General features: G+C 69.5%; 22 protein-coding genes and 2 pseudogenes. 11 read left to right on the top strand and 13 right to left on the bottom strand.

Going from position 1 to position 26,911, the window contains the following annotated elements; translation table 11 throughout:
- Positions 1 to 15: 15 nt before the first annotated feature.
- Positions 16 to 2,694, bottom strand: a complete 2,679-nt coding sequence (locus HNR57_RS26550) for a SpoIIE family protein phosphatase (protein WP_184563588.1) — start codon at positions 2,692 to 2,694, stop codon at positions 16 to 18.
- A 189-nt stretch (positions 2,695 to 2,883) separates the two neighbouring features.
- Here HNR57_RS26550 and HNR57_RS26545 point away from each other — a divergent pair, with 189 nt between their 5' ends.
- Complete coding sequence (locus HNR57_RS26545; RefSeq protein ID WP_376772291.1) at positions 2,884 to 4,011, top strand: PP2C family protein-serine/threonine phosphatase; 1,128 nt, start codon at positions 2,884 to 2,886, stop codon at positions 4,009 to 4,011.
- 152 nt (positions 4,012 to 4,163) lie between these two features.
- Positions 4,164 to 4,736, top strand: a complete 573-nt coding sequence (locus HNR57_RS26540; RefSeq protein WP_184563586.1) for a hypothetical protein — start codon at positions 4,164 to 4,166, stop codon at positions 4,734 to 4,736.
- A 74-nt stretch (positions 4,737 to 4,810) separates the two neighbouring features.
- Here the strand turns inward: HNR57_RS26540 and HNR57_RS26535 are convergent, their stop codons facing one another.
- From HNR57_RS26535 to HNR57_RS26510, 6 genes are all read right to left on the bottom strand, one after another.
- Positions 4,811 to 5,689, bottom strand: a complete 879-nt coding sequence (locus tag HNR57_RS26535) for a hypothetical protein (protein WP_246554943.1) — start codon at positions 5,687 to 5,689, stop codon at positions 4,811 to 4,813.
- A 179-nt stretch (positions 5,690 to 5,868) separates the two neighbouring features.
- Positions 5,869 to 6,675 (bottom strand): SCO4651 family lipoprotein, encoded by an 807-nt coding sequence (locus HNR57_RS26530; protein WP_184563584.1) that lies wholly within the window; start codon positions 6,673 to 6,675, stop codon positions 5,869 to 5,871.
- Between the two features lie 82 nt (positions 6,676 to 6,757).
- On the bottom strand, positions 6,758 to 7,507 hold the full coding sequence (locus HNR57_RS26525) for an MFS transporter (RefSeq protein ID WP_376772293.1): 750 nt from the start codon (positions 7,505 to 7,507) through the stop codon (positions 6,758 to 6,760).
- Positions 7,508 to 7,659: 152 nt separating this feature from the next.
- On the bottom strand, positions 7,660 to 7,827 hold the full coding sequence (locus tag HNR57_RS26520; protein ID WP_184563581.1) for a hypothetical protein: 168 nt from the start codon (positions 7,825 to 7,827) through the stop codon (positions 7,660 to 7,662).
- Positions 7,828 to 7,874: 47 nt separating this feature from the next.
- Positions 7,875 to 8,066, bottom strand: coding sequence for a hypothetical protein (locus tag HNR57_RS26515; protein ID WP_376772289.1), 192 nt, complete (start codon positions 8,064 to 8,066; stop codon positions 7,875 to 7,877).
- Between the two features lie 146 nt (positions 8,067 to 8,212).
- On the bottom strand, positions 8,213 to 8,731 hold the full coding sequence (locus tag HNR57_RS26510) for a DUF6584 family protein (protein ID WP_184563579.1): 519 nt from the start codon (positions 8,729 to 8,731) through the stop codon (positions 8,213 to 8,215).
- 184 nt (positions 8,732 to 8,915) lie between these two features.
- Between HNR57_RS26510 and HNR57_RS26505 the strand changes: the two genes are divergently transcribed.
- Positions 8,916 to 9,329 carry a cytidine deaminase family protein gene (locus tag HNR57_RS26505; RefSeq protein ID WP_184563577.1) on the top strand — a complete coding sequence of 138 codons (414 nt, stop codon included), beginning with the start codon at positions 8,916 to 8,918 and terminating at the stop codon, positions 9,327 to 9,329.
- A gap of 204 nt (positions 9,330 to 9,533) precedes the next feature.
- Here HNR57_RS26505 and HNR57_RS26500 read toward each other — a convergent pair whose 3' ends face one another.
- Positions 9,534 to 9,899: a hypothetical protein gene (locus HNR57_RS26500; RefSeq protein WP_184563575.1), complete on the bottom strand. Its 366-nt coding sequence runs from the start codon at positions 9,897 to 9,899 to the stop codon at positions 9,534 to 9,536.
- Between the two features lie 252 nt (positions 9,900 to 10,151).
- Here HNR57_RS26500 and HNR57_RS26495 point away from each other — a divergent pair, with 252 nt between their 5' ends.
- Positions 10,152 to 13,415 carry a family 78 glycoside hydrolase catalytic domain gene (locus HNR57_RS26495; RefSeq protein ID WP_184563573.1) on the top strand — a complete coding sequence of 1,088 codons (3,264 nt, stop codon included), beginning with the start codon at positions 10,152 to 10,154 and terminating at the stop codon, positions 13,413 to 13,415.
- 173 nt (positions 13,416 to 13,588) lie between these two features.
- On the opposite strand, the gene HNR57_RS26490 is transcribed toward HNR57_RS26495, so the two are convergent.
- Positions 13,589 to 14,311: a TetR/AcrR family transcriptional regulator gene (locus HNR57_RS26490; RefSeq protein ID WP_184563572.1), complete on the bottom strand. Its 723-nt coding sequence runs from the start codon at positions 14,309 to 14,311 to the stop codon at positions 13,589 to 13,591.
- A gap of 128 nt (positions 14,312 to 14,439) precedes the next feature.
- On the opposite strand from HNR57_RS26490, the gene HNR57_RS26485 reads away from it, so the two are divergent.
- From HNR57_RS26485 to HNR57_RS26465, 5 genes are all read left to right on the top strand, one after another.
- Positions 14,440 to 15,117 carry an SDR family NAD(P)-dependent oxidoreductase gene (locus HNR57_RS26485; protein WP_184563570.1) on the top strand — a complete coding sequence of 226 codons (678 nt, stop codon included), beginning with the start codon at positions 14,440 to 14,442 and terminating at the stop codon, positions 15,115 to 15,117.
- 200 nt (positions 15,118 to 15,317) lie between these two features.
- Positions 15,318 to 16,259, top strand: coding sequence for an SDR family oxidoreductase (locus HNR57_RS26480; RefSeq protein ID WP_184563568.1), 942 nt, complete (start codon positions 15,318 to 15,320; stop codon positions 16,257 to 16,259).
- Positions 16,260 to 16,513: 254 nt separating this feature from the next.
- Complete coding sequence (locus HNR57_RS26475; protein ID WP_184563566.1) at positions 16,514 to 17,131, top strand: SRPBCC family protein; 618 nt, start codon at positions 16,514 to 16,516, stop codon at positions 17,129 to 17,131.
- A gap of 36 nt (positions 17,132 to 17,167) precedes the next feature.
- Positions 17,168 to 19,480: an FdhF/YdeP family oxidoreductase gene (locus tag HNR57_RS26470; protein WP_184563564.1), complete on the top strand. Its 2,313-nt coding sequence runs from the start codon at positions 17,168 to 17,170 to the stop codon at positions 19,478 to 19,480.
- Positions 19,481 to 19,549: 69 nt separating this feature from the next.
- Positions 19,550 to 21,058: a DUF4246 domain-containing protein gene (locus tag HNR57_RS26465; RefSeq protein WP_184563562.1), complete on the top strand. Its 1,509-nt coding sequence runs from the start codon at positions 19,550 to 19,552 to the stop codon at positions 21,056 to 21,058.
- On the opposite strand, the gene HNR57_RS26460 is transcribed toward HNR57_RS26465, so the two are convergent.
- Positions 21,025 to 21,906 (bottom strand): S1 family peptidase, encoded by an 882-nt coding sequence (locus HNR57_RS26460; protein ID WP_184563560.1) that lies wholly within the window; start codon positions 21,904 to 21,906, stop codon positions 21,025 to 21,027. The genes HNR57_RS26465 and HNR57_RS26460 overlap by 34 nt on opposite strands.
- Positions 21,907 to 22,288: 382 nt before the next feature.
- The gene (locus HNR57_RS26455; protein ID WP_184563558.1) at positions 22,289 to 23,893 is read right to left on the bottom strand and encodes a ricin-type beta-trefoil lectin domain protein; all 1,605 of its coding nucleotides are present in this window, start codon (positions 23,891 to 23,893) and stop codon (positions 22,289 to 22,291) included.
- 179 nt (positions 23,894 to 24,072) lie between these two features.
- On the opposite strand from HNR57_RS26455, the pseudogene HNR57_RS26450 reads away from it, so the two are divergent.
- Both HNR57_RS26450 and HNR57_RS39745 read left to right on the top strand, forming a co-directional pair.
- Positions 24,073 to 24,429: pseudogene (locus tag HNR57_RS26450) on the top strand (thiol-disulfide oxidoreductase DCC family protein); the annotation flags it as partial.
- Positions 24,430 to 24,481: 52 nt separating this feature from the next.
- Positions 24,482 to 24,592, top strand: a pseudogene (locus HNR57_RS39745) (beta-glucanase); the annotation flags it as partial.
- A gap of 82 nt (positions 24,593 to 24,674) precedes the next feature.
- Here the strand turns inward: HNR57_RS39745 and HNR57_RS26445 are convergent.
- Positions 24,675 to 26,108, bottom strand: coding sequence for a serine/threonine protein kinase (locus tag HNR57_RS26445; protein WP_313674804.1), 1,434 nt, complete (start codon positions 26,106 to 26,108; stop codon positions 24,675 to 24,677).
- Positions 26,109 to 26,248: 140 nt separating this feature from the next.
- On the bottom strand, positions 26,249 to 26,689 hold the full coding sequence (locus HNR57_RS26440) for a VOC family protein (RefSeq protein WP_184563557.1): 441 nt from the start codon (positions 26,687 to 26,689) through the stop codon (positions 26,249 to 26,251).
- Positions 26,690 to 26,911: the final 222 nt, after the last annotated feature.

Raw genomic sequence — 26,911 nt, 5'->3', positions numbered from 1 at the left:
AGCCGGGCACAAGGGCTACGGGACCTGGGGCAGGGCCTGTTCGGCCCAGATCACCTTGCCTTGCGGGGTGTAGCGGGTTCCCCAGCGCTCAGCCATCTGCGACACCAGGAACAGGCCCCGGCCGCCCTCGTCCGTCGTCGCGGCGTAGCGCAGATGCGGTGAGGTGCTGCTGCCGTCGGCCACCTCGCAGATCAGCGCACGGTCGCGGATCAGCCGCACATGGATCGGCCCGGAGCCGTAGCGGATGGCGTTGGTTATGAGTTCGCTCAGGATGAGCTCCATGGTGAAGCCGAACTCCGACAGGCCCCATGCCTCGAGTCTTCGGGACACGGCGTCGCGCATACCCGCGACGGCGGCGGGGTCCGATGGTACGTCCCAGTCGGCGATCCGGTCGCGCGGCAGTAGCCGCGTGCGGGCGACGAGCAGGGCGACGTCGTCCTTGGGACGCCCGGGAAGCACACTGTCCAGCACGTCCTGGCAGGTCTCCTCGGGTGGCCGGCCGGGGTTGCCGGCGAGCGCATCGCGCAGCAGCTCCATTCCCACGTCCAGGTCGCGTCTGCGGTCCTCGATAAGGCCGTCGGTGTACAGGACGAGCTGGGTTCCCTCAGCGAGGCACAGCTCCGCGGTCTGGAACGGCATGCCGCCGAGGCCCAGCGGTGGACCTGCGGGCACCTCAGGGAAGGTGACGGTCCCGTCTGGCCGGACCAGCGCGGGCGCCAGATGCCCCGCCCGTGCCACGACGTAGCGGCTCGTCACGGGGTCGTAGATCCCGTACAGGCAGGTGGCGCCGACGACGCCCGCGGCGCTCTCCGCCGTCTCGCTCTGGTCGATGCTTCCGACCAGGTCGTCCAGATGACTCAGCAGCTCGTCGGGCGGCAGGTCGAGGGCGGAGAAGTTGTGCACCGCGGTACGCAGCCGTCCCATCGTGGCGGCGGCGTGGAGGCCGTGGCCGACCACATCGCCGACGGCCAGTGCCACCCGGCTGCCCGGCATGGGAATCACGTCGAACCAGTCCCCGCCCACGCCCGACTGGGCGGGGAGGTAGCGGTAGGCGATGTCGAGGGCGTTCTGCTGCGGCATGGCCTGGGGCAGCAGGCTGCGCTGGAGGGTGACCGCCAGGGCGTGTTCGCGGGTGTAGCGGCGGGCATTGTCGATGCTGATCGCGGCACGGGCCACCAGCTCCTCCGCCAGCGACACGTCCTCCTCGTTGAAGCGCTCATGCTGCCGCGTGCGCCAGAAGCTGGCCATGCCCAGCACGACGCCACGGGCCTGGATGGGCGCGGTGATGAGGGAGTGGATGCCGTAGTCGATGATCGCCTTGGCCCGCCCTGGGTCCTGCACGCGCCAGTCCGTGGCGGCCGGGAGATCGCTCACCAGCTGGGAGCGGCCGCTGCCGTAGCCGCGCGCATGCGGTGTGGACGGCTGATAGTCGAAAAGCCGGCCCTGTTCGGTGAGCGGATGGTCGTCCACGATGCCGGACACGGCCGCGCGTCGCATGTCCGTCCCCGTGGGGGCCGGTTCCTCGCCGTGCAGGACGGCGTCGGCCAGGTCCACGGTGACGAAGTCCGCGAAGCGGGGAATGGGCACCCGCGCCAATTCGTCGGCGGTGCGCAGCACGTCCAGAGTGGTGCCGATGTGGAGTCCGGCGTCGTACAGCAGCCTGAGCCGCTCCCGTGCCACCTCCGCCCTGCCCGTCACCGCCTGCAGCTCGGTGGAGTCGCGCAGTGTCACCACCGTTTCCCTGGGCCCTCCCTCGCGACCCGTGGGCCGCTGGTTGACCGCGATCAGCCGCTCTCCCGAGAGGTGCACCTCGTCGGTCACCTCGCGCCCGGAGGCGAGCAGTGCCTTGGTGTCGGGATCGAGGCCCGGCAGTTCCGAGACGAGCCGCCCCTCGATGTCCGGGGGCAGCTCCAGCAGCCGTCTGGCCTCGTCGTTCGCCAGCATCAGGCGCCCGTCGGCGGCCACGATCAGCACCCCTTCCCGAACGGAGTGGAGCACTGTGTCGTGGTGCTCGTACATGAGGGCCATCTCGTCCGGGGCGAGGCTGTGGGTCTGCCGTCGCAGCCGCCTGCCCACCAGTGCCGTCACGCCGGCGGACAGCACGAGGGCTCCGGCGCCCGCGCCCAGAATGATCGGTAGTTGCCGGTTCAACTGACTTTCGACGTTCTTGACCTTCATCCCGGCCGAGACGAGGGCCACGACCTCGCTGTCGGCGTTCCTGATCGGGACAGTGGCCTGCACCTCGCGACCGAGCGGACCGTCGACGCTCTCCACATAGACCTTCCCCGCCAAGGACGGCCCGATCTCGCCCACGAACCGCTTTCCGATCCGGTCCGGCAAGGGGTGCGTGTACCGGATGCCCTCGGTGTCCATGACCACGATGAAGTCGACATCGGCAGCCCGGCGTGCCGCCTCGGTGAGCGGCTGGAGGATCTTGCTGGGATCCGGGGTCTGCAATGCCGCCAGGACGCCCGGCGAGTGCGCGAAGGTCTGTGCCACGGCTGTGGAGCGGCGCCTGGCCTCGGCGCTGCTGTCCCGCTCCGACTGCAGGATGAGGGCGAAGACGCCGCAGGCCACGAGCAGCACCACCAGGGCCACCTGGAAAACCAACACCTGCCCGGCTACAGTCCGCGTGCTCTGGGTGATCAGACGCTTGACCGACAGGTGTTGAAAACGGGCGAAACGACTCGCCATGCGACCTTTTTAACACCGGTGATCCCAAGTGGCCAGGGCGCACCCGACCCCTGTTCGACTGATCTCGGGCGTCTGTGCAGCTGAGCGCCGTGCGCACTCTCCTCTCGGAACCTGGTCGTCCGCCGGGAAATCTCGCGTCCGCATGATCCTTCCCCGCCCTGTGACCGATTAGCCCGATAAGATGCTTTTGTGATCACGTCTGCACGGCCGTGGCGCCGTCGCCCCGCCTACAGCGGCCGATGGGAGGCTTCCCGGCTGGCGCCCTTGGTCCTGACCGTTCTCATCGCCGGCCTGGCGTTCTCCACCCCCAGGGAAATCGCCTTCAGCCGCCTCCTGCCCGCCGCGCCCGCCCTCGCGGCCGCGATGTGGCCCGTGCTGCCCACGATGTCACTGGGGGCGTTCTGCCTGCTCCTCATGATCGTCCTCAGCTTCTTCCACACCGATCTGGGGACGCAGTACACATCGGCCGCGATCATCGCGGTCACCCTGGCGGCGGCGTACGGCAGCCACGTCCGGCTTCAGCGCGAGGAGACGCTCTTCCAGGTCCGGCTCGTCGCCGACGCGGCCCAGAAGGTGCTGCTACGCCCGCTGCCGCACCGCATCGAGGGCGTCGAGATCGAATCGCTGTATCTGGCGGCCCAGGAACAGGCCAGGATCGGCGGCGACTTCTACGAGGCGATCGGCACACCGTACGGGGTCCGGCTGCTCATCGGCGACGTACGGGGCAAGGGTCTGTCCGCGGTGGGGGCGGCCTCGGCGGTGATCAGCTGCTTCAGGGAAGCCGCCTACGACGAGCCCGACCTGCTGGGCATCGTCCACCGCCTGGAGACCACCGTCACGCGCCACAGTGCCGCGTTTCCCGTCCAGGACCAGCCCGAGCACTTCGCCACTGCTCTCCTGGCCGAGATCCCGCCCGGCGGCGGCCGGCTGAGAATTCTCAACTGCGGGCATCCCCCTCCGTTGATCGCGCAGTGCGGGAAGGTCCGGGTCCTGGTGCCCACCATCCCCTCCCCGCCCCTCAACCTCGCGGCGCTCATCGGAGACCGCTACTGGATCGACACCGTCGCCTTCGACCCGGGTGCGCAGTTGCTGCTCTACACGGACGGCGTATCGGAGGCCCGGGACCACACGGGCCAGTTCTTCCCGTTGCCGGACTGGATGCGGCTGCAGGACCCCGAGCACCCCCGCGAGCTGCTCGACCAGCTGCACCGGGATCTGCTCCAGCACAGCGGCGGAAGGCTCGACGACGACATCGCGGCCCTGGCGCTGAGGCGCACCGCGGCCCAGGATCGGGGGGTTCTCGGCGCCGGGGGCTGAATCGTCGTGCGGGCGGCCAACTGATGGTGAGAGTCCCTCTCGTCATGAACGACCACGAGGAGCCCGGGCTGCCCCCGAACAGGCGATGGTCCAGGGGCTTGCTAGCGTGTCGCAGCAATTGCCTGGTGCGTCTGTTCCGGTCCGGGGGGATCATGCTCCATGTCGCCAGAGCATCCGTGCTCGCCGCAACTTGTCTGAGTCTCGTTGCCTGTTCCGGTGGTGACGGACAGAGTGATCCGCACCCGAGCCCAAGCACCGCGCTCACGTTCGGGCAGACCGCCGACACCGCCGGCGCCAGCGGAAAAGGCACCGCGCAGATCACCCCGGAAACCCTCGTCTACGTCGACAAGGCCGGCGCCGGCGCTCCGGAGCGCGGTCTCTTCGCTGTGGTCGCGTTCAGAGCAGGGAATCGGGCCGAGGAGTCGGTGACGACCACAGCCGCCCAGGGCGGCTTCCGGTGGAAGACGCTTGACGGGAAGACCATCAAGGCCGGAAACAGCGCGGGCGCAGGACGTATCGCCCCCATCGGCTTCAACGATGGCGGTGGCAAGCCAGTGGTGCGGGCCCACACCCACCAGGTCGACACCGTTGCGTTCGACATCACCCGCGTCGAGAAGGGCGGCACCCTCGTCTACGTCGACGGTGACGGCGTCGCGTTTCGCTGGAAGGTTCCTTCCACGGACTCAGGGCCCACTGCGAATGCGCTGAAGGCCGCATTGAAGTAGGTCGCCCTCACCGACGGGCCCTTGGTCGCAACACGGAGGTTCTGCCGGAAGCGAGCACCGGGGATCCGGGCTGTTCATGCTTCTATGCGCAACCATGTGTTGCCCGCGCGGAGCCAGAGGGAACCGTCGCGGCCTTGGCCACAGTGCATGACGACTCGACCGGGCACCCGTAGCCGACGGCGGCCGGTCACTGCCCAGGTGGAGCCGTTCAGCTCGGCACGTACGAGTTCAACGGACCGCTTGTTGTGGTCGCGGCGAGTGAGCACCGCCCTGTTGTCGCAGACCGCGAATCCGTCCGGATCGGGAACGGGGCTGGGGTAGCTGACAACGTCGCCGGTGGACGGGGTGATCCGTGTCAGGAAGGTGCCGCCCCTGCTGCTCCCGGAGTACCAGACGAGCCATACATGTTCGTTCTCGGTCGCGGCGGTGCAGCCTTCCAGTGGGTGGTCGGGCAGGCGGCCCCCGGGAGCCCAGGAGATCCTGCCCCGGGTGTCCCAGCCCGCGAGGCCCGCTCCCGACTCGGGGTGGCCGCCGTAGATGCCTTCATCGCCGTAGGCCGTCCAGATGCCACCGTGGACGTCGGTGACCAGGGCGGGAATGTCATCGCCGACACAGAATTCGGCCTCCGGTGTCCCGGACGAGGAGAACACCACAGCGTTGGACGCCCAGAGCCCCTCGGTCTCGGTGCGGGACGTACGCCCGCTCACCAGCAGGAAGCGGGAGTTCGGAAGCAGGGCCAAGTGGCTGGGCCGCATCCGGATGTCCTTCACCGGGATGCGCCGCTCCTCCTGGCCCGTGACGGTGACCAGCTCGCCCGTGAACGGAACTTCAGGCCACCACCTGATCCACCCCTTGACGTAGCGGGCGTGATGCAGATACCGCCGGTGGACCAACAGGACCGCGAGCTCCCCGGCGGGCCCGACGCTCCACCAAAGGGCTCGGTGTCCCCGCATCGCATCAGCGGCGGGAAGCCGCCACACGTTGTGTATCGCGTCATCGGAAACAGCAGGGAGAGGGCGGAGGTTCATGAGCGATCGCCTCTGGGACTCCGGAGCCAAGCAGCCCGAAGAGCACTACCTTACCGGCCACGTCACTGACCTTGAGCCTGGACTCCGGGCCCCGGCCTCTCGGTTCAGCCGTTCAGGATGCCGCCGACCTCGGTGACGGGGACCGTGTCCGCGGCCCGCGGAATGGTCACGCGGACCGGCTCACCGATGTCCGAGAGGGCCATGGTCAGCGTCGCCCGCGTACCGGACATGTTCACGCTCATGCGGGTCTGCACCAGCCGTCCCCGGCCGTCGACCCACGCATCGGCGAAGACCGGCAGGTCGCTGCCCAGGCTGTCGCGGGCCTGGTTCATCCTCGTGCTCACGTCCGGGGCCATGCGCAGGGTGACGGTCCGGTGGTCGAGGATGCCGCGGTAGCGCACGGTGCGCACCCCCTTGATGTTCTCCTCGCCCTCCCGTGAGATCTTGCGCATCGCGGCAATCTGCTCCAAGACGTGCTCGGGGTCGTTGAGCGGGGCTCGCAGCAGGTAGTGCGCCTCCGCTTCGTCCCGGGGCATGACCCCCCAGGCATCCTCGCCGATTCCCTGGACGCCGCTGATGTAGATTTTGCCGTCCGCGAAGACCTGGTCGCTGTGGTCGATGGCGCCCCCTGGGAGGTCCACCGCCAGGTGGCCCTTGTCCGCGGCGAAGTCGAATCCGCCGGTGACGGTGAGGCCGTAGACCTGACCCTCACCCTCCAGTTCGACCTCCTGGCGAAACCCGGCGCTGTCCGCACGGAGAGCCGCCACGGCTGTGCGCACGGCAGTGCGGGAGCCGGAGGACGATGCTGACGGTGACGCGGCCGCCGTCTTGTCGCGGTCTTCGGCGTCGGCCGTGGAACAGCCGGCGCACAGCAGCGCAACGGCAGCGGCGAGGACGAGAGGACGGTGCATGGGATTCTCCGAGGTTCCTTTGGGCGAGCACTCGGCCACTGCGGCACCGCCTCGCGCCGAGATCTTACGGCCCAGGGTCCGATCAGCGTCCCCTCTGCCAGTCGCTGAATGGCTTGCATGGCCGTCCATTCGAAGGCAGCAGACCCGATTTCAGCCGGCCACCGGCTCTTTGGAGGCCGGCAGCGGTTCCGCGGGTGGTCGGGACCAGCGCGCGGATGGAGGGGGTGGCGACCATGACGAGGGTGGCGAGGAGGATGAGCGCGGCGGCGGCGTAGAGGGTGGCATGGAGGCCCAGGAGGAGGACAGCGGGTCCGGCGGCGAACTGGGCGAGCGGGAGTGCGAGGTAGGAGCCGAGGTCGTCGTAGGCGTAGACGCGTGCAAGGCGGTCCTCGGGGATCTGCTCGTTGAGGGTGGGGTACCAGGCGACGCCGGCCTGCTCGATACCCACGCCGGCCACGAAGTCGGCCACCACCAGCGCCCAGGTGTACGGGGCGAGCGCGAGCAGCAGCGGGGTCATCGCCGTCAGGCCCATCAGTGCGCAGCCGACCAGGATCGCGCGCCGGGGCCGCCAGCGGAGCGACAGTACGCTGCCGGCGACCGCGCCGAGCGAGCCCGCGGCGACGACCAGGCCCCAGCCGCTGCGGCCGATTCCGGTGGTGTCGGCGACAGCAGGGCCGAGGACCGAGAACGAGGCGGTGATGCCGGCGTTGAGGAAGCAGAAGGCCACCACGATCACCCACACCCAGCTGCGGGAGGTGAACTCCTGCCAGCCGACGCGCAGTTCATGCACGAGGCCGGGGCTGGGCGCCGGCCGCGCGACCTGGACGCGGATCAGGGCGAAGGACGCGGCGGCGAGCGCGAAGCTGAGAGCGTCGACGGCCAGGCCCCAGCCCGGGCCGACCCGTCAGTCCCGTGCCTCGCCGCGATCGGGCCGGCCGGGTTCGTCGGGGAAGAGCCGGTACAGGGGCCGTACGAAGAATCAGGTCAGTCGCCATGCGACGGGCAGGAGGCGAAGGGCAGGACCATGCGCAGCAGCCCGTTGGCGGGGCACGGTGGCACGCACTCGGCCAGCAGGAGGACGCCTCCGACGCTCAGGAACCAGGCCACGGCCGTCAGCGTGGAGACCGGCGCCGCCACCGGTACACCGTCCATGCCCCGGGCAAGCTCACCAGTGCCAACCCGGCCGATCCCGCCCACCGTTACATGCTGCAGACCGTGGTGATCGACACGGAGGATGTTCCGGCCGGAGGTGGTGCCGGTGCGACGGCACCGGGCAGGGCCTCCTGCACGGTCTCGTCCTGCCACAGCTTCCACGGCTGGAACCAGTGCAACCCCAGGGAGACACCGGTGACCGCTGCCACCAGCACTCCGATGGTCAACGGCCTGCCCACGTCTTCCGTCCACGCCTCATGCCCGCCCCGATTCCCTGAGTGCTTTCTCCGCTCTGTTCAACAGGGCACGTGGGCGGTGTGTACCCCGGCGCGGATGACGGAAGTCTTACGTCACGGCACCGGCACCGGCCGCATGGTGATCCGGGTCAGTCGAAGAGCGCCACGACGCCATTGACCCAGATCGCGATGAACCCGAGGGCCCCCACCAGGCAGCCGACGCCCGCCAGCACACCACCGACCGTCCATGGCTCGTCGTACTTCTTCTCCACGCCCTCCCGGTAGGAGGCGGGGTCGTCCCAGTCGACGGGGTGTCCCAGCTCCTCAGCCCAAGCCGTCCGCACGGCGAGCCGCTGCTTCTCCGCGAAGGAGGTGGCAGCCGTCGTCTCCGGTCCGCGCCAGGCCAGGGCCTTCATCCGCCACCCGGGAGACCTGTACCGCGCCTCGAAGGCGGCGGTCTCGTCGGCGTTGCGGTCCTCTTCGAGGTACATCCAGCGTCCCGCCTCGGCGGCATCGCCGTAGAGCCGGTACACCTCGGCCAGACGCCGACGGAGCGTCAGGTCGTGCGGAAAGGATGAGACCAGACCGCGCAAACGCTGGCGCGCGACGGGTATCCGGCAGGCGGCCAGGTCGGCATCAACTCGGGCAAGGGTCTCGCTCAGGGGCATGAACCCATGATCGGGTACCGCACCGAACCACGTCGACCTGATAGGCCGCTGCGCAATTGCTTGCTGTCGACGGCATCGACAGCATGCCGCTGAGACGGGACTTCCTCGCGCCTGCGCCGGAAATCGCTTGCACGCCCTGGTCGCTCGAGTCAACGTCGCCTCATACCGAACGGAAGCAGAGCCGATGACCACGCAGACTCACACCATCGACGACGAACTCATAGCGGCCGCAGCGCACATCGCTCGCACCCACTGCCGGGGCGACAACCACACCATGGCAGCCGCGGCCCGCGCCCGGGACGGCCGGATCGTCACCGCGGTGAACGCCTATCACTTCACCGGAGGACCCTGCGCCGAGCTCGTCCTCATCGGCACGGCAGCCGCCCAGGGCGCTTACGAACTGGACACTGTCGTCGCCGTGGGAGACCGCAACCGAGGAGTGGTCCCTCCGTGCGGCCGGTGCCGCCAGGTCCTTCTCGACTACTTCCCCGATCTCAAAGTCATCGTCGGAAAAGGCGACCGCATCCGAACCGTCCGCATCACCGACCTGCTCCCCGAAAGCTACGTCTGGGCCGACCACCAGCTCGACGACGAGTAACTGCGCCACTCGGCACAAGCGGCACCAACGGTGCACAGCAGTTGGTGTGAGCAGTTATCGGGGACGGCAGCAGAACTTCTGCGTGAGTGGGACGGAAAAGGCGCGGGAGACGATGTGGAGCCCGGCTCGTTGCGCGCCCTCACGGTCCGGGTGGCCACGGTCGCCGTAACGGCGCTGCTGCGCGTCCAGGACCGGCGCGGGCGGTCAGTTGCAGCGGATCAGGGGGTCGGTCTCGGAGCTGACGGACGTGTCCTTCATCCATCCCCAGACACCGTTGTCCGCTTTCGTCAGCAGCCAGCGGTTCGGGTGCGGGCCGCCCACGTAGCCGCCGTTGTCGAGCCGGCAACTGAACCAGCTGTAGGTGGAGTACATATAGCCGACGACCTTGCCGGTGCCGTCGAACTTGTCGTACACCTTCGCGGCGTAGACGTTGTAGCAGTAGTAGGCGTTCGTCTCGAGCGTGCACTGGTGCTGGGCACTCGCCGAGGCCGTGGGCACGATCAGGCCCAGACTCCCGAGGGCGGCGGCCGCGGTCAGCGCGGCGGCGCGCACGCGCAGGTGAAGTCGCATGAAGTATCCCTCTTCCTGCTGTCACTGAAGGACGGTGCACGAAAGGCTAGGAGGGAACCGGCAGGGACGGTCCTGACACATGTCAGGAATTCCGCGTGAGAACGACTCCCCCTCGACCGGAGCGACTTCGGCGGCAATCCGCACCGACCCACGTATTGACGTGTTACACGTCACACGACTACTGTCCCCGCGACCTGCCTGATTGAAACGATTCAGTAGACCGGAGAAGCCATGCTCCTCAGGCGACCTATCATGCTCGGCCTCCTCAGAGGCTTCGTCGTGCTCGCGGTTCTCGGCAGCGTGACCGTCCTGCCCGATCCCCTGTTCCCGGCGGCGTCCGCCTCCGGCGCCCCTCTCACCGTGCGGGCCCTGAACACCAACGGCCGGACCAATCCCATCGGTATCGGTGCTGAAACCCCGGTTCTCGGATGGCAGTTGGTGTCGGAGCGGCGGGCGACGACCCAACAGGCCTATGAGATACAGGTCGGACGCGAACCCGGGGCCGCCGACGTGTGGTCGTCCGGAAAGGTGAGGTCCGACCGGCAGGTCGACGTCGAATACGGCGGTCCGGACCTGAAGTCGGCCACTCGCTACTACTGGCGCGTCCGTGCCTGGGACGACAAGGGAGCCGTGAGCCGGTGGAGCACGGACGCGTACTTCGAGACCGGCCTGCTGGATGCCGGCGACTGGGACGGCGCTCAGTGGATCACGCGCGCCGAGGCTCCCAGTGAGCTGGACCGGTGGTCCGACTACACCGCGACGGTCCGGTTCAAGCTCGACAACGCCGCCTTCGGCATGTTCCTGCGCGCTCCCGACGCGGCCAACGGATACATGTGGCAGTTCAACGTCACCGGCGCAAGCCCGGCACTGAGGCTGCACAAGCAAGTCAAGGGCGCTTACAGCGTGGTTCAGGAAGTGGATCTCGCGCCCTATGGCCTCACGAACGCATCGTTCCTCGCCGACCGGCACACCGTGCGTTACGACGTGGCGGGCGACACGATCAGGACGACTCTCGACGGCAAGCTCGTCAGCACGTTCACGGATCCCACGTTCGCCAAGGGCTACATCGGCTTCCGCACCCACGCCTGCTGCGGCGAGCGGGGAACGGTCTACGACGCCGTCGTGACCGCAGCCGACGGCAGCACTCTGCTCGACACCGACTTCGCCTCGGGCCGGAACCCCTTCTCCGGCGGTGACGTCGCCGACTCCGCCCTCTCGGTCTCCGGCACCACGGACGCCCTGTACGGGCCCGGTGTCCGGCCGATGCCGCTGCTGCGCAAGGGCTTCGCGACCGAGCCCGGCAAGAGGATCGCCTCAGCACGGGTCTACGTCTCCGCGCTCGGCGTCTACGCGCTGGAGGTCAACGGCCGGCGGGTCGGCGACCAGGTGCTCGCCCCGGGCTGGACCGACTACCACCAGCGCATCCAGTCCCAGACCTACGACGTCACGAGACTGCTCAAGAGCGGCGACAACGCGATCGGCGCGTCCCTGGCCGACGGCTGGTGGGCCGGCAAGGTCGGGATCGGCTGGAGCCGCCAGTACGGCAACACCCCGGCGCTCGTGGCGAAGATGCGCGTCGCCTACACGGACGGCTCCGTCCAGTGGATCGCCACGGACGGTTCGTGGAAAGCGGCTGAGGGACCCTACGTGAAGGCCGACCTGCAGGACGGCGAGACGTATGACGCCCGCCTCAAGCCGGCGGGCTGGAGCCGCGCCGGATTCGACGACGCCCGCTGGGAAGCGGCCGCGAAGGTGGAGTCACGCACCGCCCTGCTCGTCCCGCAGAGCGACGAGCCGGTGCGGGAGACCCAGGTTCTCAAGGCCCGGAAGAGGACCGAGCCCAGCTCCGGGACGTACGTGTACGACCTCGGCCAGAACATGGTCGGCGTGTCCCGGCTGACCCTCACCGGCTCCTCCGGCCAGACCGCGAAGATCCGTTACGCCGAGGTGCTGAACAAGGACGGCACCCTGTACACCGACAACTTCCGCAGCGCCAAGGTCACCGACCGCTATGTCTTCGCCGACTCCGGAACGGTCACCTACGAGCCCACCTTCACCCAGCACGGGTTCCGCTACATCGAGATCACCGGAGTGGACTCATCTCCCGCGCTCGACGACGTCCAGGGCGTCGTCTGGGGCTCCGACCTCCCCTCCACCGGCACGCTGAAGACCTCCGACAGCATGCTCGACCAGCTGGTCAGCAACATCTCCTGGAGCCAGCGCGGCAACTTCCTGTCCATCCCCACCGACACCCCGGCCCGCGACGAGCGCCTGGGCTGGACGGGCGACATCAGCCTGTTCGCCCCGACGGCCAACTACCTCGTCGACACACGCGCGTTCCTGTCCCACTGGATGACGGACGTCCGCAACTCCCAGCACGCCAACGGCGATCTGCCCGCAGTCGTGCCGACGCCCCAGGGCCAGTTCGCCGAGAGCGGCGTCGGCTGGTCCGACGTGATGATCACCGTGCCGTACCACGTGTGGCGCTCCTACGGCGACACCCGCATCCTGCGCGACAACTACCCCGCCATGCGCAAGTTCTTCCAGTTCGTGCGCGAGAGTGCCGGCGCGGACCTGCTGGAGCCCGGCCGCACCACCTTCTTCACCAACGACTGGCTGCACCTGGACGACCCCACCGAGCAGGGAGTCCTGGGCACCGCCTATTACGCGGAGAACGCCCGCATGATGGCGGAGGCCGCCGATGCCCTGGGCGAGGAGTCGGCGGCGTCCGACTACCGCAAGCTCTCCGCCGACATCCGCAAGGCCTTCACCCGGGCCTACGTCGCTGCCGACGGCACCGTGAAGGGCAACTCCCAGACCGGATACGCCATGGCCCTGGGCATGAACCTCGTTTCGGACCCGGCGCTCGTCGGCAAGGTCGGCGAGAAGTTCGTCGCCAAACTGGCCCTGACCGACCACCACCTGCGCACCGGCTTCATCGGCACGCCGCTGCTGCTGCCCGCGCTGAGCAGGATCGGCCGCGACGACCTCGCCTACACGATGCTCCTGCACAAGGACTACCCGTCCTGGGGCTACGAGATCGCCAAGGGCGGCACCACCATGTGGGAGCGGTGGAACTCGATCATGCCCGACGGCGAATTCGGTCCGGTCGACATGAACTCCTTCAACCACTACGCCTACGGCGCCGTGGGTGACTGGATGTTCCAGAACATCGGTGGCCTCTCCGCCCTCGAGCCCGGCTACAAGCGCTCCCGGATCGCTCCCGTACCCGGCGGCGACCTCACCCGGGGTGCCGGAAGCCTCCACACCGTCCACGGCCTGCTGTCGTCGCGCTGGACCGACCGCGACGGCGCCTTCACCCTCAAGGTGACGGTGCCGGTCAACACCGTCGCGGAAGTCCATGTCCCGGCCGGCTCGCGCGACGCGGGGACCGAAGGCGGGCGGCCGGCGGACAAGGCGAAGGGAGTCCGCTTCCTGCGCATGGAGGACGGAGCAGCCGTGTTCCAGGTCGGATCGGGCACGTACGACTTCGTCGCCGAGCGGGGATCCCGCTGAGCCAGACCGGGGCAGGCACCGAGATCGGGCAGCCGTTCGTCGAGCGGAGTGCCTGGTGCCTGCCCCGGCCGCTGTTCGTCCAGGGCGGCACCGGCCCCGTCGGCACCCACACCCGCCCCCAGGCTCCTGCACCGTACGCCGCAGCCGTCGTCGGCCCATCGGCCGGCGGCAGTTCAGCGCCGCTTCGCGGTATCGGCTGAGGTGACGCTCTGGCTGGCGCGGCGCATGGCCTCGTACAGTGCGGCGTCCTCCGGCGGGTCCGGGAGCGGGCCGCGGGCAGGGACCTGGAAGGACTGGATCATCCATGCCACCAGGCGGCGCCAGGCATCAGGAGCGGCGTCGCCGGTGGCACTGAGGACGCCGGCGTTGGCCATCAGGAGCAGGACGAGATCCCGGCTGGTGAAGTCCTCGCGCAGCCGCCCGCCGTCCTTGGCGCGGCGGATGAGTTCGAGGAAGCCCTGGTACGCCTCGTCGCGGCACTCCTCCAGGGCTGGGGCGCCGGGCAAGCTCATGGTCAGGATGTCGGCGAAGCCCCGGTCGGCGGCCTGCATCGCACAGACTTCCTCGATGTAGCCGGCGAAGCCGTTCCACGGGTCCGGGTCGGCCAGGGCCCTTTCGGTGGCCTGCGCGTATGCCTCCATGCGGTCGGTGAAGACCGCGCCGACCAGTTCCTCCTTGGTGGAAAAGTGGCGGAAGAGGGTGGCGATCCCCACCCCCGCTTCCCGAGCGACCGAGGCCATCGACGCGTTCAGTCCGTCGCGCCGGAAGACGGCGCGTGCCGCGGCGATGATCCGCCCCCGGTTGCGCTCCGCGTCGCTGCGCGTGGGCAGCTTTGACGGAGCCGCGGAGCCGGCCGCGCCACCGGGGCCGTCGGCGTGCTGATCTCGGGGGGTCATGCCGACCAGACTAACAAACCGGAAAGCCTTATCCGATTCCCGTGCTACGCTCGACCGCGAACCGGATAGCCCTTTCCGGATTGGAAACGGATAGGGCTATCCACCTCTAGTGCCAGGAAGGCTCTCTCATGCCCACCATCGCCATCGTCGGCGCCGGCCCTCAGCTGGGTCGCGCCATCGCGCGCACGTTCGGCACCCACGGCTACGACGTCGCGCTGATAGCCCGCAACCGCGTCAAGCTGGAGAAGCTGGCCGGCGAACTGACCGCAGAAGGCATCACCGCCGTCGCATTCCCCGCCGACGTCCTCGACCGCGAGGCGCTCACCCGGGCGCTCCAGGACGCCTCCGCCCGCTTCGGCGGCATCGACGTCCTGGAGTACTCCCCCGTCGGCGGCTTCGACTCGACCGTCCTGACCACACCGAGCGCGACCGAACCCTCGCACGTGCAGCACGAGATGGAGTTCCAGCTCTACGGAGCGATCACCGCCACCCGTGCGGTCCTGCCCGCCATGCGGGAGGCCGGCGCGGGCACCCTGCTGTTCACCACCGGCGCAGGCTCCATCGACCCCGTGCCGCAGGTCGGCAACGTCAACGCCGCAGCGGCGGCCCTGCGCAACTGGGTCGTCAATCTGCACAAGGAGCTGGAGGGCACCGGCGTCCAGGCCGCCCACGTCGGCATCGACGTGTCGATCGGCATGTCGGTCATCCCCGGCTTCCCGACCGCCCAGGCCGAGGAGATCTCCCCGGTCTACTGGGAGCTGCACACCACTCGCCGCGACCAGGCCGAGCTGGTCTTCAGTCGCTGACAGCGCGCCCTGACCTCCCGGCTGCTCGCACCCTCGAAGGCAGGAGGCACGCCGGGAGCAGGGGCGTGGCGCCCCTGACCCGCGGCCGTCGGCGCGGGCGCCGAATGGGCTACACGTCTCGAGCGCATCTGTTCGGCCGGGTAGGACGGAAGGGCGAGGGTGCCGTCGGCGGGACGGCGCGGCTACAGGAACGAGGACCTATGCGCGGGATTCCCGGGTCAGGACGGCCCCGAGAGGCGGCCGGCTCGCCGCTGGCGGGGCGGGTCGCGGTCGTGACCGGAGCCGCCCGGGGTGTGGGCGCGGCCCTCGCACGGCGTCTGTCGGACGCCGGGATGCTCGTCGCGCTGACAGGGCGCGAGGAGGCCACCCTGCGCCAGGCCGCCGACTCCCTGCCCGGCCGCAGCCTCTGCGTCGAGACCGACGTCACCGACCGGGAAGCGCTCCATCGCGCCGCCCGCGAGATCAGCGAAGTACTGGGGCAGGCGAGCGTCGTCGTGGCCAACGCCGGGATCGCCGCCGGCGGGCCGTTCGCCCACACGCCGGCCGACGTGTGGCAGCGGGTCATCGACGTCAATCTCACCGGATCCGCCAATACCGCCCGCGCCTTCCTGCCCCACCTCACGCACACCCGCGGCTACTTCCTCCAGATCGCCTCCACCGCCGCCTTCGGCTCGTCCCCGCTGATGAGCGCCTACTGCGCCTCCAAAGCGGGGGTGGAGTCGTTCGCCCTGGCCCTGCGCGGCGAGGTGGAACCGGACGGGGTCGGCGTCGGCATCGCCTACCTGCACTGGACCGGCACCGACATGATCACCGGCCTGGACGACCACCCTGTGCTGCAGGCCCTGCGCCGCAACCAGCCCCGGTTCGCCCGCAAGGTGCACAGCACCGCTCAGGTCTCCGAATGGCTGACCGCCGGCATCACACGCCGTGCCCGTCACATCTACGCGCCCCCCTGGCTGCGCTGGTGCCAGCCGCTGCGGCCCGCCTTCCCCGCCCTCGTCTCCCGCCTCGCCCGCCAGGAGTTGCGCCGGCACCCCCCGAGCCGGCTCACCGTGGGCACCGGGGTCCTGGGCGCCGGGGGCCGAGCCGACCTCGACGCCTGTCAGGCAGCCACACGCCCCTCCCCGCCCGAGCGCCCCTGACCGATCGGGACACCCGGGTCGAGTCGGCCGGTAGTGCTGAAGCGCAATGGCTTCCTGCCGGGGTGCCGGTGTGGAGGGCCGCCGACAGGGCCGATCGCCGCCCTCCTGCCGGGTGGCCAGGCCGACCGGGGCAACATGGACGCTCCGAAGTGACTCGGAGTGCACGATGTGGAAACTGGTAGAGGAGCCCCGACGCACGAGGAAAGGCCGGGCGCCCTGACGCCCGGCTCCGTCACCTCGGAAGAGAGACCACGATGGCGCCCGAGAACGAAGCCCAGCAAGCCGTGCCGAACGCTCCGGGGAAGCGCACTGACGGGGGCGTCACACGCCGCCGTCCGCTGCGGGAGCGGCACGTCGAGGAAACGATCGAGGTCGCGGTGCCGGTGCGGACGGCGTACAACCAGTGGACGCAGTTCAAGACCTTCCCCCGCTTCTCGGCCCTGGTGCACGCCGTCGAGCAGATCCGTCCCACCATGACCGCCTGGACCATCGGCTACGGCCCCCTGCGCCGCCGCTTCGCGGTCGAGATCCTGGAGCAGGACCCCGACGCCTACCTGGCCTGGCGCGGCCTGGAGCAGAACCCCTCCCACCAGGGCGAGGTCGAGTTCAGGCCCACCGAGTCCGGCGGCACCGCGATCACCGTCCGGATGCTCCTCACACCCCAGGGAGCCGCGAGGATCCTCACCCGCTCGTCCAGGGCCACCCGGCTCACCGCCCGCCTGGTGCGCGGGGAACTCGTGAACTTCAAACGATTCATCGAAGGGCTGGGGCAGGAGGGCGGGGCCTGGCGCGGCACCATCCGCAACGGCCGCGTGCAGCACGATCACCCGGAACCGCCCAGGAGCCGCGTGGCCCAGTGGCCCGTCGGCTGACCGGTGTGCAGGGCACGGCAAGAGAAAGGCGAACCGATGCAGAATTCGCCCGGCGAGGAGCCGGAGACCTCCCTCTCCGTGACACCGCCGAAGAAGTGGGCGGCCGGTGTCCCCGCGGTCGTGCACGCGCTGGAGTACTCCCTGGAGCAGACCTCCCCGCGCAAGACCGGGGTGGACCTGCTGACCATGAACCAGGTGGGCGGGGTCGACTGCCCCGGATGCGCCTGGGCGGACCCGGCCCCGGGCCGGCGCCATCGCAACGAGTACTGCGAGAACGGCGCCAAACACATCAACGACGAGGCCACCACGCGCCGGATCACCGCCGGCTTCTTCCGTGAGCACAGCGTTTCCGATCTCGCCGCCCGCTCCGACCTGTGGCTCAACCAGCAGGGCCGGCTCACCGAGCCGATGATCAAGCGGCCCGGCTCCGAGCACTACGAGCCCGTCAGCTGGAGCGACGCCCTGGGCGTCCTCGCACAGGAACTGAACGGGCTGGCCTCCCCCGACGAGGCCGTCTTCTACACCTCCGGCCGCGCCAGCAACGAAGCCGCCTTCGTCCTCCAGCTCTTCGCCCGTGCCTTCGGCACCAACAACCTGCCCGACTGCAGCAACATGTGCCACGAGTCCAGCGGCTTCGCCCTGAGCGAGACCCTGGGCACCGGCAAGGGCACGGTCAGCCTCGACGACCTCCACCACGCCGACCTGATCTTCCTGGTCGGGCAGAACCCGGGCAGCAATCACCCGCGCCAGCTCAGCGCCCTGGAGGAGGCCAAGCGCAACGGCTGCCGGATCGTGGCGGTCAATCCGCTGCCGGAAGCCGGGCTGCGGCGCTTCAAGAACCCGCAGAAGCCGAGCGGCCTCCTCGGACGCGGCACCCAGATCGCCGACCGGTTCCTGCACATCAAGCCCGGCGGCGACCTCGCCCTGTTCCAGGCCCTCAACCGCCTGCTGCTGGAGGCCGAGGACGCGGCGCCCGGCACCGTCCTGGACCACGACTTCATCGACGCCCACACCACCGGCTTCGAGGAGTTCGCGCAGCACGCCCGCACCATCGACTGGGACGACGTGCACACCGCGACCGGACTGACCCGCGCGGAGATCGAGAAGGTCCGCGACGAGGTCCTGAACAGCGAACGCGTCATCGTCTGCTGGGCGATGGGCATCACCCAGCACAAGCACGCCGTGCCCACCGTCCGGGAGTTCGTCAACTTCCTGATGCTGCGCGGCAATCTGGGGCGTGCCGGCACCGGCGCCTGCCCGGTGCGCGGCCACAGCAACGTCCAGGGCGACCGCACCATGGGCATCTGGGAGCAGATGCCGGACACCTTCCTCGACGCCCTGCGGAGGGAATTCGGCTTCGACCCGCCGCGTCCGCATGGACTGAACTCGGTGAACTCGATCAAGGCCATGCGCGAGGGCCGCGTCAAGGTCTTCCTCGCCCTGGCCGGCAACTTCGTGCGCGCCGCTCCCGACAGCGAGGTCACCGAGGAGGCGATGCGCTCGTGTCGGCTGACCGCCCACATCTCCACCAAGCTCAACCGCTCGCACACGGTCTGCGGCGACACCGCGCTGATCCTGCCGACCCTGGGACGCACCGAGCGTGACGTCCAGGCCGACGGCGAGCAGTTCGTCACCGTCGAGAACTCCATGAGCGAGGTGCACACCTCCCAGGGACGCCTGGAGCCGGCCTCCCCGCTGCTGCTCAGCGAAGTCGCCATCCTGTGCCGGCTCGCCCGCCGCACCCTGGACGGCAAGGCGGACATCCCCTGGGACAAGTTCGAGGGCGACTACGGCACCATCCGCGACCACATCTCCCGCGTCGTGCCGGGCTTCCACGACTTCAACGCGCGGGTGTCCCGCCCCGGGGGCTTCCAATTGCCCAACCCGGTGAACGAGGGCGTCTTCAACAACAAGGTCGGCAAAGCCCTGTTCACCAGCAACGAGCACGTGGTCCCCCGGGCCCCCGAGGGCCACCTGCTGCTGCAGACGCTGCGCTCGCACGACCAGTGGAACACCATCCCCTACACCAACAACGACCGCTACCGCGGCATTCACGGCAGTCGCCACGTCGTACTCGTCAACCCGGCCGACCTGACCGAACTCGGCCTCGCCCAGGGCGATCACGTCGACCTGGTGAGCGTCTGGGCGGACGGCTCCGAGCGCCGGGCCGAGAACTTCGAGGTCGTGCCCTACCCGGCCGCCAAGGGCTCGGCCGCCGCCTACTATCCGGAGACGAACGTCCTGGTCCCGCTGGACAGCGTCGCCGACATCAGCAATCAGCCCACGTCGAAGGGCATCGTCGTACGCCTCGAACCCACCGTTGACCGGACACGGCCCACACCCGCCTGACCGGCAACGGTGTCAGTCGGCTGCCGTATCCTTCCGGCCACCGCGCACCGACTGTGAGGACATCGAGAAGTGACCGGCTTGTCTGCTTTCCCCTTGCCTTTTCAGGCTTCCCGCTCCATATCGTTCACACCGCCACGAACGCTGCGGGAACTCCAGATGATGCAGTGCAGCGCACACATCCGGGCGAAGCCGGGGTGGTTCGACAAGATGCACGATGCCGACATCGTCGCGAGGTGGACACAAGAGGCGGTCGCTCAGGGCCTCACCGAAGCCCAAGTGCGCTACGTGCTGGACGAACTGACGCATTACGTCGCGCTGCGCGATGAGCGAACCGGCGTCGAGGTGTCCGCCGTCGACGGAGTGTGGCAGTCGGACACCTTGGTCGACGACACGCTGAGATCACGGCTCCGCAAGGCGGTCCAGGTTCTGGAAGAGGTCCCTGAGTCAGATTTGGACTGGCATCCCGGATCGGACGGCCAGGTACTGGATCTGGTTCACCCCTCGCTGTTCTGCCTGGTGAGGGAGGTGAGCGGCGCGCCGGAGCGGGCTTGGCGGAATCCGACGAACCGCTACTCGAAGTACGAGTTCTCGGAGAAGTTCCAGTGGCTGCCCACGGACGTCGACGTCAGCGACGAAGGCGATGTCGCCTTCCGCTCCTACGTCAACAACGTCCACCCCGAGACGCATCGCGAACTGGCCTCCGTCCTGCCGGACTTGTTCGCGCGCATGCGCCCGCTGCTGGAGAACGTGCTCACCGATCTGCGCCATCCGCGGCCCCTGCGGATCGAGGCGGATCCCTACGGCTGGTACGACTCGGAGCCGGAGTACCCGGACAAGTCCTCCTACAGCGATGACGGCGCCTACGCGGAAGCCGTCCGTGCGTGGGAAGTGGCCCAGGACGACTGGTGGGAGAACCGCCGCCCCGTCATTCCGGACGCTCCGGTCTTCACCCCGCCCGAGCGGCCCGACGAATCCGCCCGGGTCGACCTGCGCGGCCGCCGTCTCCAAGTCATCGTCAAGCTCGCCACCATTCACCTGACGCCCGGCAAGCCCGAGTACCGCGGCGGATCCTGGCATGCCGAGGGAATGCTGAACGAGCGGATCGTCTCCACCGGCATCTACTACTGGGACAGCGAGAACATCACCGAAAGCCGGCTTGGTTTCCGGGCGGCGCTCGACGACCCCAGTTACGAACAGAACGATGACAACGGTCTGCGCGAGGTCTATGGCCTGGAGGACGAGGATGCGCTGAACCAGGTGCTGGGATCGGCATCGACTCCGGCGGGGCGCTTCCTCGCGTTCCCGAACATCCTGCAACACCGGGTCGACTCATTCCGCCTGCTGGACCCCACTCGCCCGGGGCACCGCAAGATTCTCGCGTTCTTCCTGGTCGACCCATCGGAAACGATCGTCTCGACCTCCGACGTACCCCCGCAGCAACCCTGGTCCGACACCTCGACCATGACGCTCGAACAGGCCAGGAACCACCGCGAACAGCTCATGCAGGAACGCAAGTTCTTCGTCGACGAACACAACGAGCAGCTCTACGAACGGGAGTTCTCCCTCTGCGAGCACTGAGCCGATCCTGTGGTCGTCGCGGGCTGGGGCGGCGCGGCGCTGTTGGTCTTCATGGTCCTGTCGATCCAGTCCGCGTAGGCGGGCGCGCTGCTGTAGAGACCGGGGCCCTGTGAGCACGGCACATTCGGGGCGCCGGGCCCCGAGGTGACACCGATCAGCTCCCAGCGGCCGTCCCGGCCCCTTTGGACCTGCGGTCCGCCCGAGTCCCCGAAGCACGCCATGGCCCCGGGCACGGTGGAGATCGTGCACAGCCGGCTCCCGTTCGCATAACCGGGTGCGCACTCGGACACGGCGCCCCTGCGGGCGCCCAGTTCCTGCAGCCGGTCCGGGAACGTGAACTCGGTGTCGACGGTGGTACCGAAGCCCAGGAGCCGGGTCGGGGTGCCGGGCGGCCCTGCCTCGTCAGCGATCCTGACGGGTCGCTGGGTGACCGGCCGGTCCAGGCGTATCAGCGCGATGTCGTCCTTGTTGGCTGCCTTGTCGTCGCCGTTCGCATAACCCGGGTGGACGAAGGTCCGGCCGATCTTCCGGACGGTGCCGCCGGATGTGCGGTGGTCACTGCCGACCCGCACGATGCCGTCCACGCTGAGACCCTCGCCCTTCATGCAGTGAGCCGCCGTCAGCACCCACTGCCGATGGATCAGCGACGCCCCGCAGTTCCCGTCGTGCAGACCATGGTCCGGGGCCGACAGCGGGATGACCGCCATGAACGGGTAGCTCTCGGTGGAGTCCGAGCCGTTGACGATGGCTCCGGCGCTGCCGGCCGTGACAGTGACACAGGCCGCGACAGCGAGAGCGCCGACTGCTGCGGTACGGGCGAGGCGGCGCGGCGGTTTGGAGTTGAACACAGAGGGTTCCCTTTGGCTCGGTGGATCCGTATGCGTGCAGCCTCGTTGTTCCGGGCCCGGCACCCCATCCGGACAGCGGGCCGATCAAGGGTGCGGAAAGCCCCCGTCCGTATCGGGGGAAATCCGGGGCGGGGGCATGCCACCTCGCGCGGGGTCCCGACCCCGAGCGCCGCTCCCTGGAGTGAAGGACCGGCCTCCACCGTGTCCTGCGGCCCGTCCACCACCGTTGAGTCGATCATGCAATCGTGGCTCCACCGAGGCTTGGCCGGCTCGCCGCGTCGATGCGCGTACGGGCATGACTCCCCCGGCAGCGGTAAGGTGCCCAGCCCGCGCAGCCGGAGGCGAGGCTGCACCAGCTCGGTCTCGGCCGCGTGAAGTCGGATCAGGCGGCCCCTGCCCGCCACCGCTGGCCGTTGCCCCCGGCGGCCGACTCCAGTGACAGCCCGTCCCCGGCGCCACCGTCCGGCGTGACGGCCGTCCTGAAGTCGATGGCTGGGCGGATCCTCCCGTCCTCGTCCACCACGAACATCAGGTTCCGGCCGTTGCGGCCGTCCACCGAGTCGCAGCTCCAGATCCCGACGCCCCGGTGGGTCGCCCCCCTGCTGTCCAGGCAGAAGTCGGTATCCGCGGCCGACTGGAGTACCCCGCGGTCGTCGTCGACGCGCCAGCGTTGGGTGCGCGACGTGGAGCAGGGAGCCGTGATCACATCGGTGCCGTTGGAGAAGGCGCCGCCCACGTCCAGGCACAGCCCCGACCCGGCGTTCACGATCTGCGTGAACGTGCCGGAGGGCGGGTGTGCGGAGGAGGGCGGCGGCTTCGGGGCGGAAGTCTTCGTCGGTGAGGGGCTTCGCGCCGGAGCCTTGGAGCTCCGCGAGGGCGAGGGAGATGACGGGGACGGCGGTGGCGACTTCGGCTTCGCCGGCACGGTGGCCGTGACCGTCACGGCGACCGCCACCGGCGGCACGCTCACCGGTGCGCTCGCCGCGCCCGCCGGATCCTGTGACGGCGATCCGCCCTGCGCGATCAGAAACACCACCAGCGGCAGCAAGGCCACGCCGAGCGTCGCCGACACCAGCACGGTGCGTCGGCGATCCGGTCCCCCTTCCCGTTCGTCCGGATCGCGCCCGGATCCGGCGTGGCCGGGCGGGGTCCGCTCCACGGCGGTGCCCCGTACCTCCTGCCCGCCCGCCGCATACGCCGTTCCACCCCACGGCAGCAATCCCTCCGCCAGCGTCGTGCGTGGTGCGTCCCGCAGGGCCGACAGTTCCTCGTAGGCCCTAGTGCAGTGCGGGCACCGCGCCGTGTGGGCCTGTAGATCGGCGCTGCCGCGGGGGTTGTCGGGGCGTACGGATTCCTCGATGAGACGGCTGAAGTCGCGGCAGTCCGGGTCCTCGGAGACAGCGAGGCGGGTGCGCAGGCATGCACGGGCCAGCTGCTGCAGCGCCGGATCGGTTCCGTAGGTGACATCCTCCCGGGTCAGACCAAGGAGGGCGGCCGTCCTCTCCGCGGACTCCTGCTCCACGATCCCGTACCAGATCAGGCCCTGAGTGCGGGACGGCAAGGACTGGAACGCCGTGAGCATGGAGGGCAGCACGCCACAGGGACCGGTCGTGTTCAGGACGAGCAGCAGCCCCGCGTCCAGACCGGCCGCCCGCCCGTCCTCGGCCCAGGTCCCGGCCGATCGGGCGACCAGCAGGAGGAGGTGGTGGCGCCAGGGCAGTCCGGGGTCGATGCCGCGGGCGGCCTGGCGGGCGGCCAGCGTGAACGCCTGGGCGGCCAGTTGCCTTGCCATGGACTCGTTGGGGCTGCACAGCCGGGCGTAGGCGAGGACCTGCGCGTGGTGGCGGGCGCGCAGTTCCTGGAGCGCCGGGTACGCCGTGACCGTGTCGGCGCGCAGCAGCTCGGTGAGCCGGGTGTCGGGCGCGCCCGCGTGGGTCCCGTGACCGGGCTCAGCACCACCACGACCCTTGTCGTCGGCCCGAACCATTCCGCCGCCTCCTCGCAGCCTTGCGACCCGCGCGGCAACCTGACTTACCGGCGGGTATGACGGCTCATAGTGGAGGACCGGAGGGCCTGGGGAAAGGGTTTCTTCGGGTAACCCACGAGTCCGCTGTGAAAGGCACCGGGCCCGGGCCGGGCCGGCCGCTGGTGCGGCACGATGGAGGTGTGCGCATGCGACCAGTGCTGATCTACGACGGGGACTGCGGCTTCTGCACCACGTCGGTGGGCGTCGTCCAGCGTCTGGTGCGGCCCCGATGCGAGGCCGTGGCATGGCAGCACGCGGATCTCGCAGCGCTGGGCGTCACTGCGGAGCGTGCCCGGTACGAGGCCCTGTGGGTGACACCCGCCGGTCGGGTCTACGGCGGAGCGCAGGCCGTGGCGAAGACGCTGCTGAGCGCGGGCGGCCTGTGGTCCGTCGTGGGTGCGGTCCTCAGGCTGCCTCCCGCGCGCTGGGCCGCTCACGGCGTCTACCGTCTCGTGGCCGACCATCGCGGGCGACTGCCCGGCGGGACGGCGGCATGCACAGACGTCCGGCGGCCCTGCCTCCGCCCGCTCACCTCCGGCTCCTGGCCGCCCGCCGAACACGCCGGTCGTCTTCACCGCCGACTTCACCTCCACCACCCCATGGGTCGCCGGCCGTTCTCGGGCCTATCCCGGCGGAGGCCCGGTCAACCCAGGCGATGACGACTGAAATGTCATACGAGGTGAGCCACCTGCTCGTGCGACGACCCCCGGCCCGCCGCTTTGATAAGTCGCCCTAGCGTGTCCTAGTTGGCATGTGCTGCCTTCTTGCCCTTCTGTTTCTTTGGGCCTTCCCCCGGATTTCGGTCGGCGGCACTCGCTCTGCCGTTCGCGGCTGCCTTGGCCGCGGCCTGCTCAGAAGTGCTGCGAGTGGAGGCCCGGTCGGTGGCGGGCTCCGGGTTGTCGGAGGGCGGATGAGAGTTGCGCAGGTGGATGGCATCGCTCGTCTGCCGGTCCGATGCGGAGGGGGCGGGCGAAGGCGGAGGCGCCGATGCAGCGGGCGTGTCGTCGTTGTGAGCGGCCGACTCCTGGGGTGCGGAAGGGGCGACCCGATCGGGGGCGGACGGGGCCGCTTCGCCTGCGGCATCCTGGCGCGAGAAGCCCTCGGTGACCACCAGCCCCCCGGCGAGAAGGGCGGCCAGCGCAGCCGCCACCCCCCGCGTCCGGAGACGGCCACGCGGGGAGGCGGACCGGGACACCCCCTCAGCCGGACCCCTTGAGGTGCTCGAGCTTCTGCGCGCCATCGCGGCGGGCGACACGCTGCGATGTGTGCTGTCGGCGCGATGCGCGTCCGTGGGAGGCACGGCGCTCAGCACGGGTCGGGCCCCGGACGCGGTGGGGTTTGCTGTGCTCGTTCCGCAGAGGCGGGTCAGGGCTTGGGCGCAGTCGGCCGCCCCGGGACGAACGTGCTCTTCCAGGCTGGTCATGTCCCGCAGGAGGGTGGCGAAGCCCTCGGGCAGGAAGTCCGGGAGGGAGGGCGGGCGGTGCAGGCGCGCTATCGCGGCCTCCAACGGGCCGCCGTCGTATTCGAGTCGACCGGTGAGGCTTTCGAGGAGGACCAGGCCGAGGGCATAGATGTCGGCGGGCTGGCCGACGGGCCGGCCCAGCACCTGTTCGGGGGAGAGATACGCTGCCGTGCCGGTCAGGGTGCCGGTGGCGGTGCGGGTGGTCGCATCGAGCAGCCGGGAGATACCGAAGTCCGTCAGATGAGGATGGCCTGAGGAATCCAGGATGATGTTGGACGGCTTGACATCCCGGTGGACGATTCCCTCCTCATGAGCGTGAGCCAGAGCCTCGGCCAACGCCGCGCCGAGGGCGGCCGCAGCTTCGCAGGCCAAGGGGCCCTCGGCGATACGGGATTTCAGGGTACGTCCGTCGATCAACTGCATGACCAGGAAGGCTTCGCCGTCATGGTGTCCGGCGTCGAAGGCGGTCACCAGGCCTGGATGCTGCAACCGGGCGAGGATCTCGGCCTCGCTGCGGAAAGCCTCCTCCGTGTCGAAGCCGCTGCCGGGGCGGAAGACCTTCACAGCGACCGGCCGCCGCAGTCGCAGGTCGAAACCGCGGTGGACGTCCGCCGCACCGCCTGAACCGATCAGCCCGTCCAGGCGGTAGCGGCCCGCCAGAATCCGGGCACAGCCTCGAATGGCCCGGGCGCCCCGCACCTCGCGCAATCCCACCTAGGTCTCCCCACTCCGCACACGCACACCGTTCACAGGCCCCGTCGCCGCGGGCCGCCGGACGCAAGTACCCACTCATCCGCCACTTGCACAACAATCGGTCTCGACCCGCCTGACCACCCCCGACGGAGGAGACCTTCTCAGCGCAGCTGCTCGGCCAGTCCGACGATGATGCCCTCCGGGCCCCGGAGGTAGCAGAGCAGATAGCTGTCCTCGAACCGGGCGATCTCGCCGACGAGTTCGGCTCCGTGAGGGCGCAGGCGGGCAACGGTGTCCTCGATGTCGTCGACGGCGAACATGACGCGGTGCGAGCCCAGAACGTTGTGCGGCCGGTTGCGCGGCCCGGCGCTGATCACCGCGGGGCTGCGGTACTTCGCCAGTTCGAGCCGGCTGTGGCCGTCCGGGGTCCGGACCATCGCGATGTCACAGCGGACGCCGTCGAGTCCGGTGCACTGGTCTGCGACGGGGCCCTCGACCACCGCTCTGCCCTCCAGTTCCATACCGAGTTCCACGAAGAACGCGATGGCGGCATCCATGTCATCGACGACGATGCCGACGTTGTCCATCCGCTGAATCGCCATGCTGGTTTCTCCTTCTTCCACGTGCGGCCTGTTGTGCGTGATCCGGTGCTGATGTCCCGGGGACGGAGCCGGTGGGCACGTTCTCGACATCCTCATGGATGGCGGCCGCTCGAAGCGCCAAGAAACCGGTGGAGGCCTCGGACCGTGAGTCCGTACCGTCCATGAGATGTGCGCATCCGAGATGGTCGCTCTCTGCGTCGCCCCCTGGCCGTTGCGTAGATT

Source organism: Streptomyces paradoxus (genome assembly GCF_014202475.1).
GTDB classification, from domain to species: domain Bacteria; phylum Actinomycetota; class Actinomycetes; order Streptomycetales; family Streptomycetaceae; genus Streptomyces; species Streptomyces paradoxus.
Note: the sequence above shows the minus strand (reverse complement) of the source record. Positions and strands in the feature narration are given on the sequence as shown.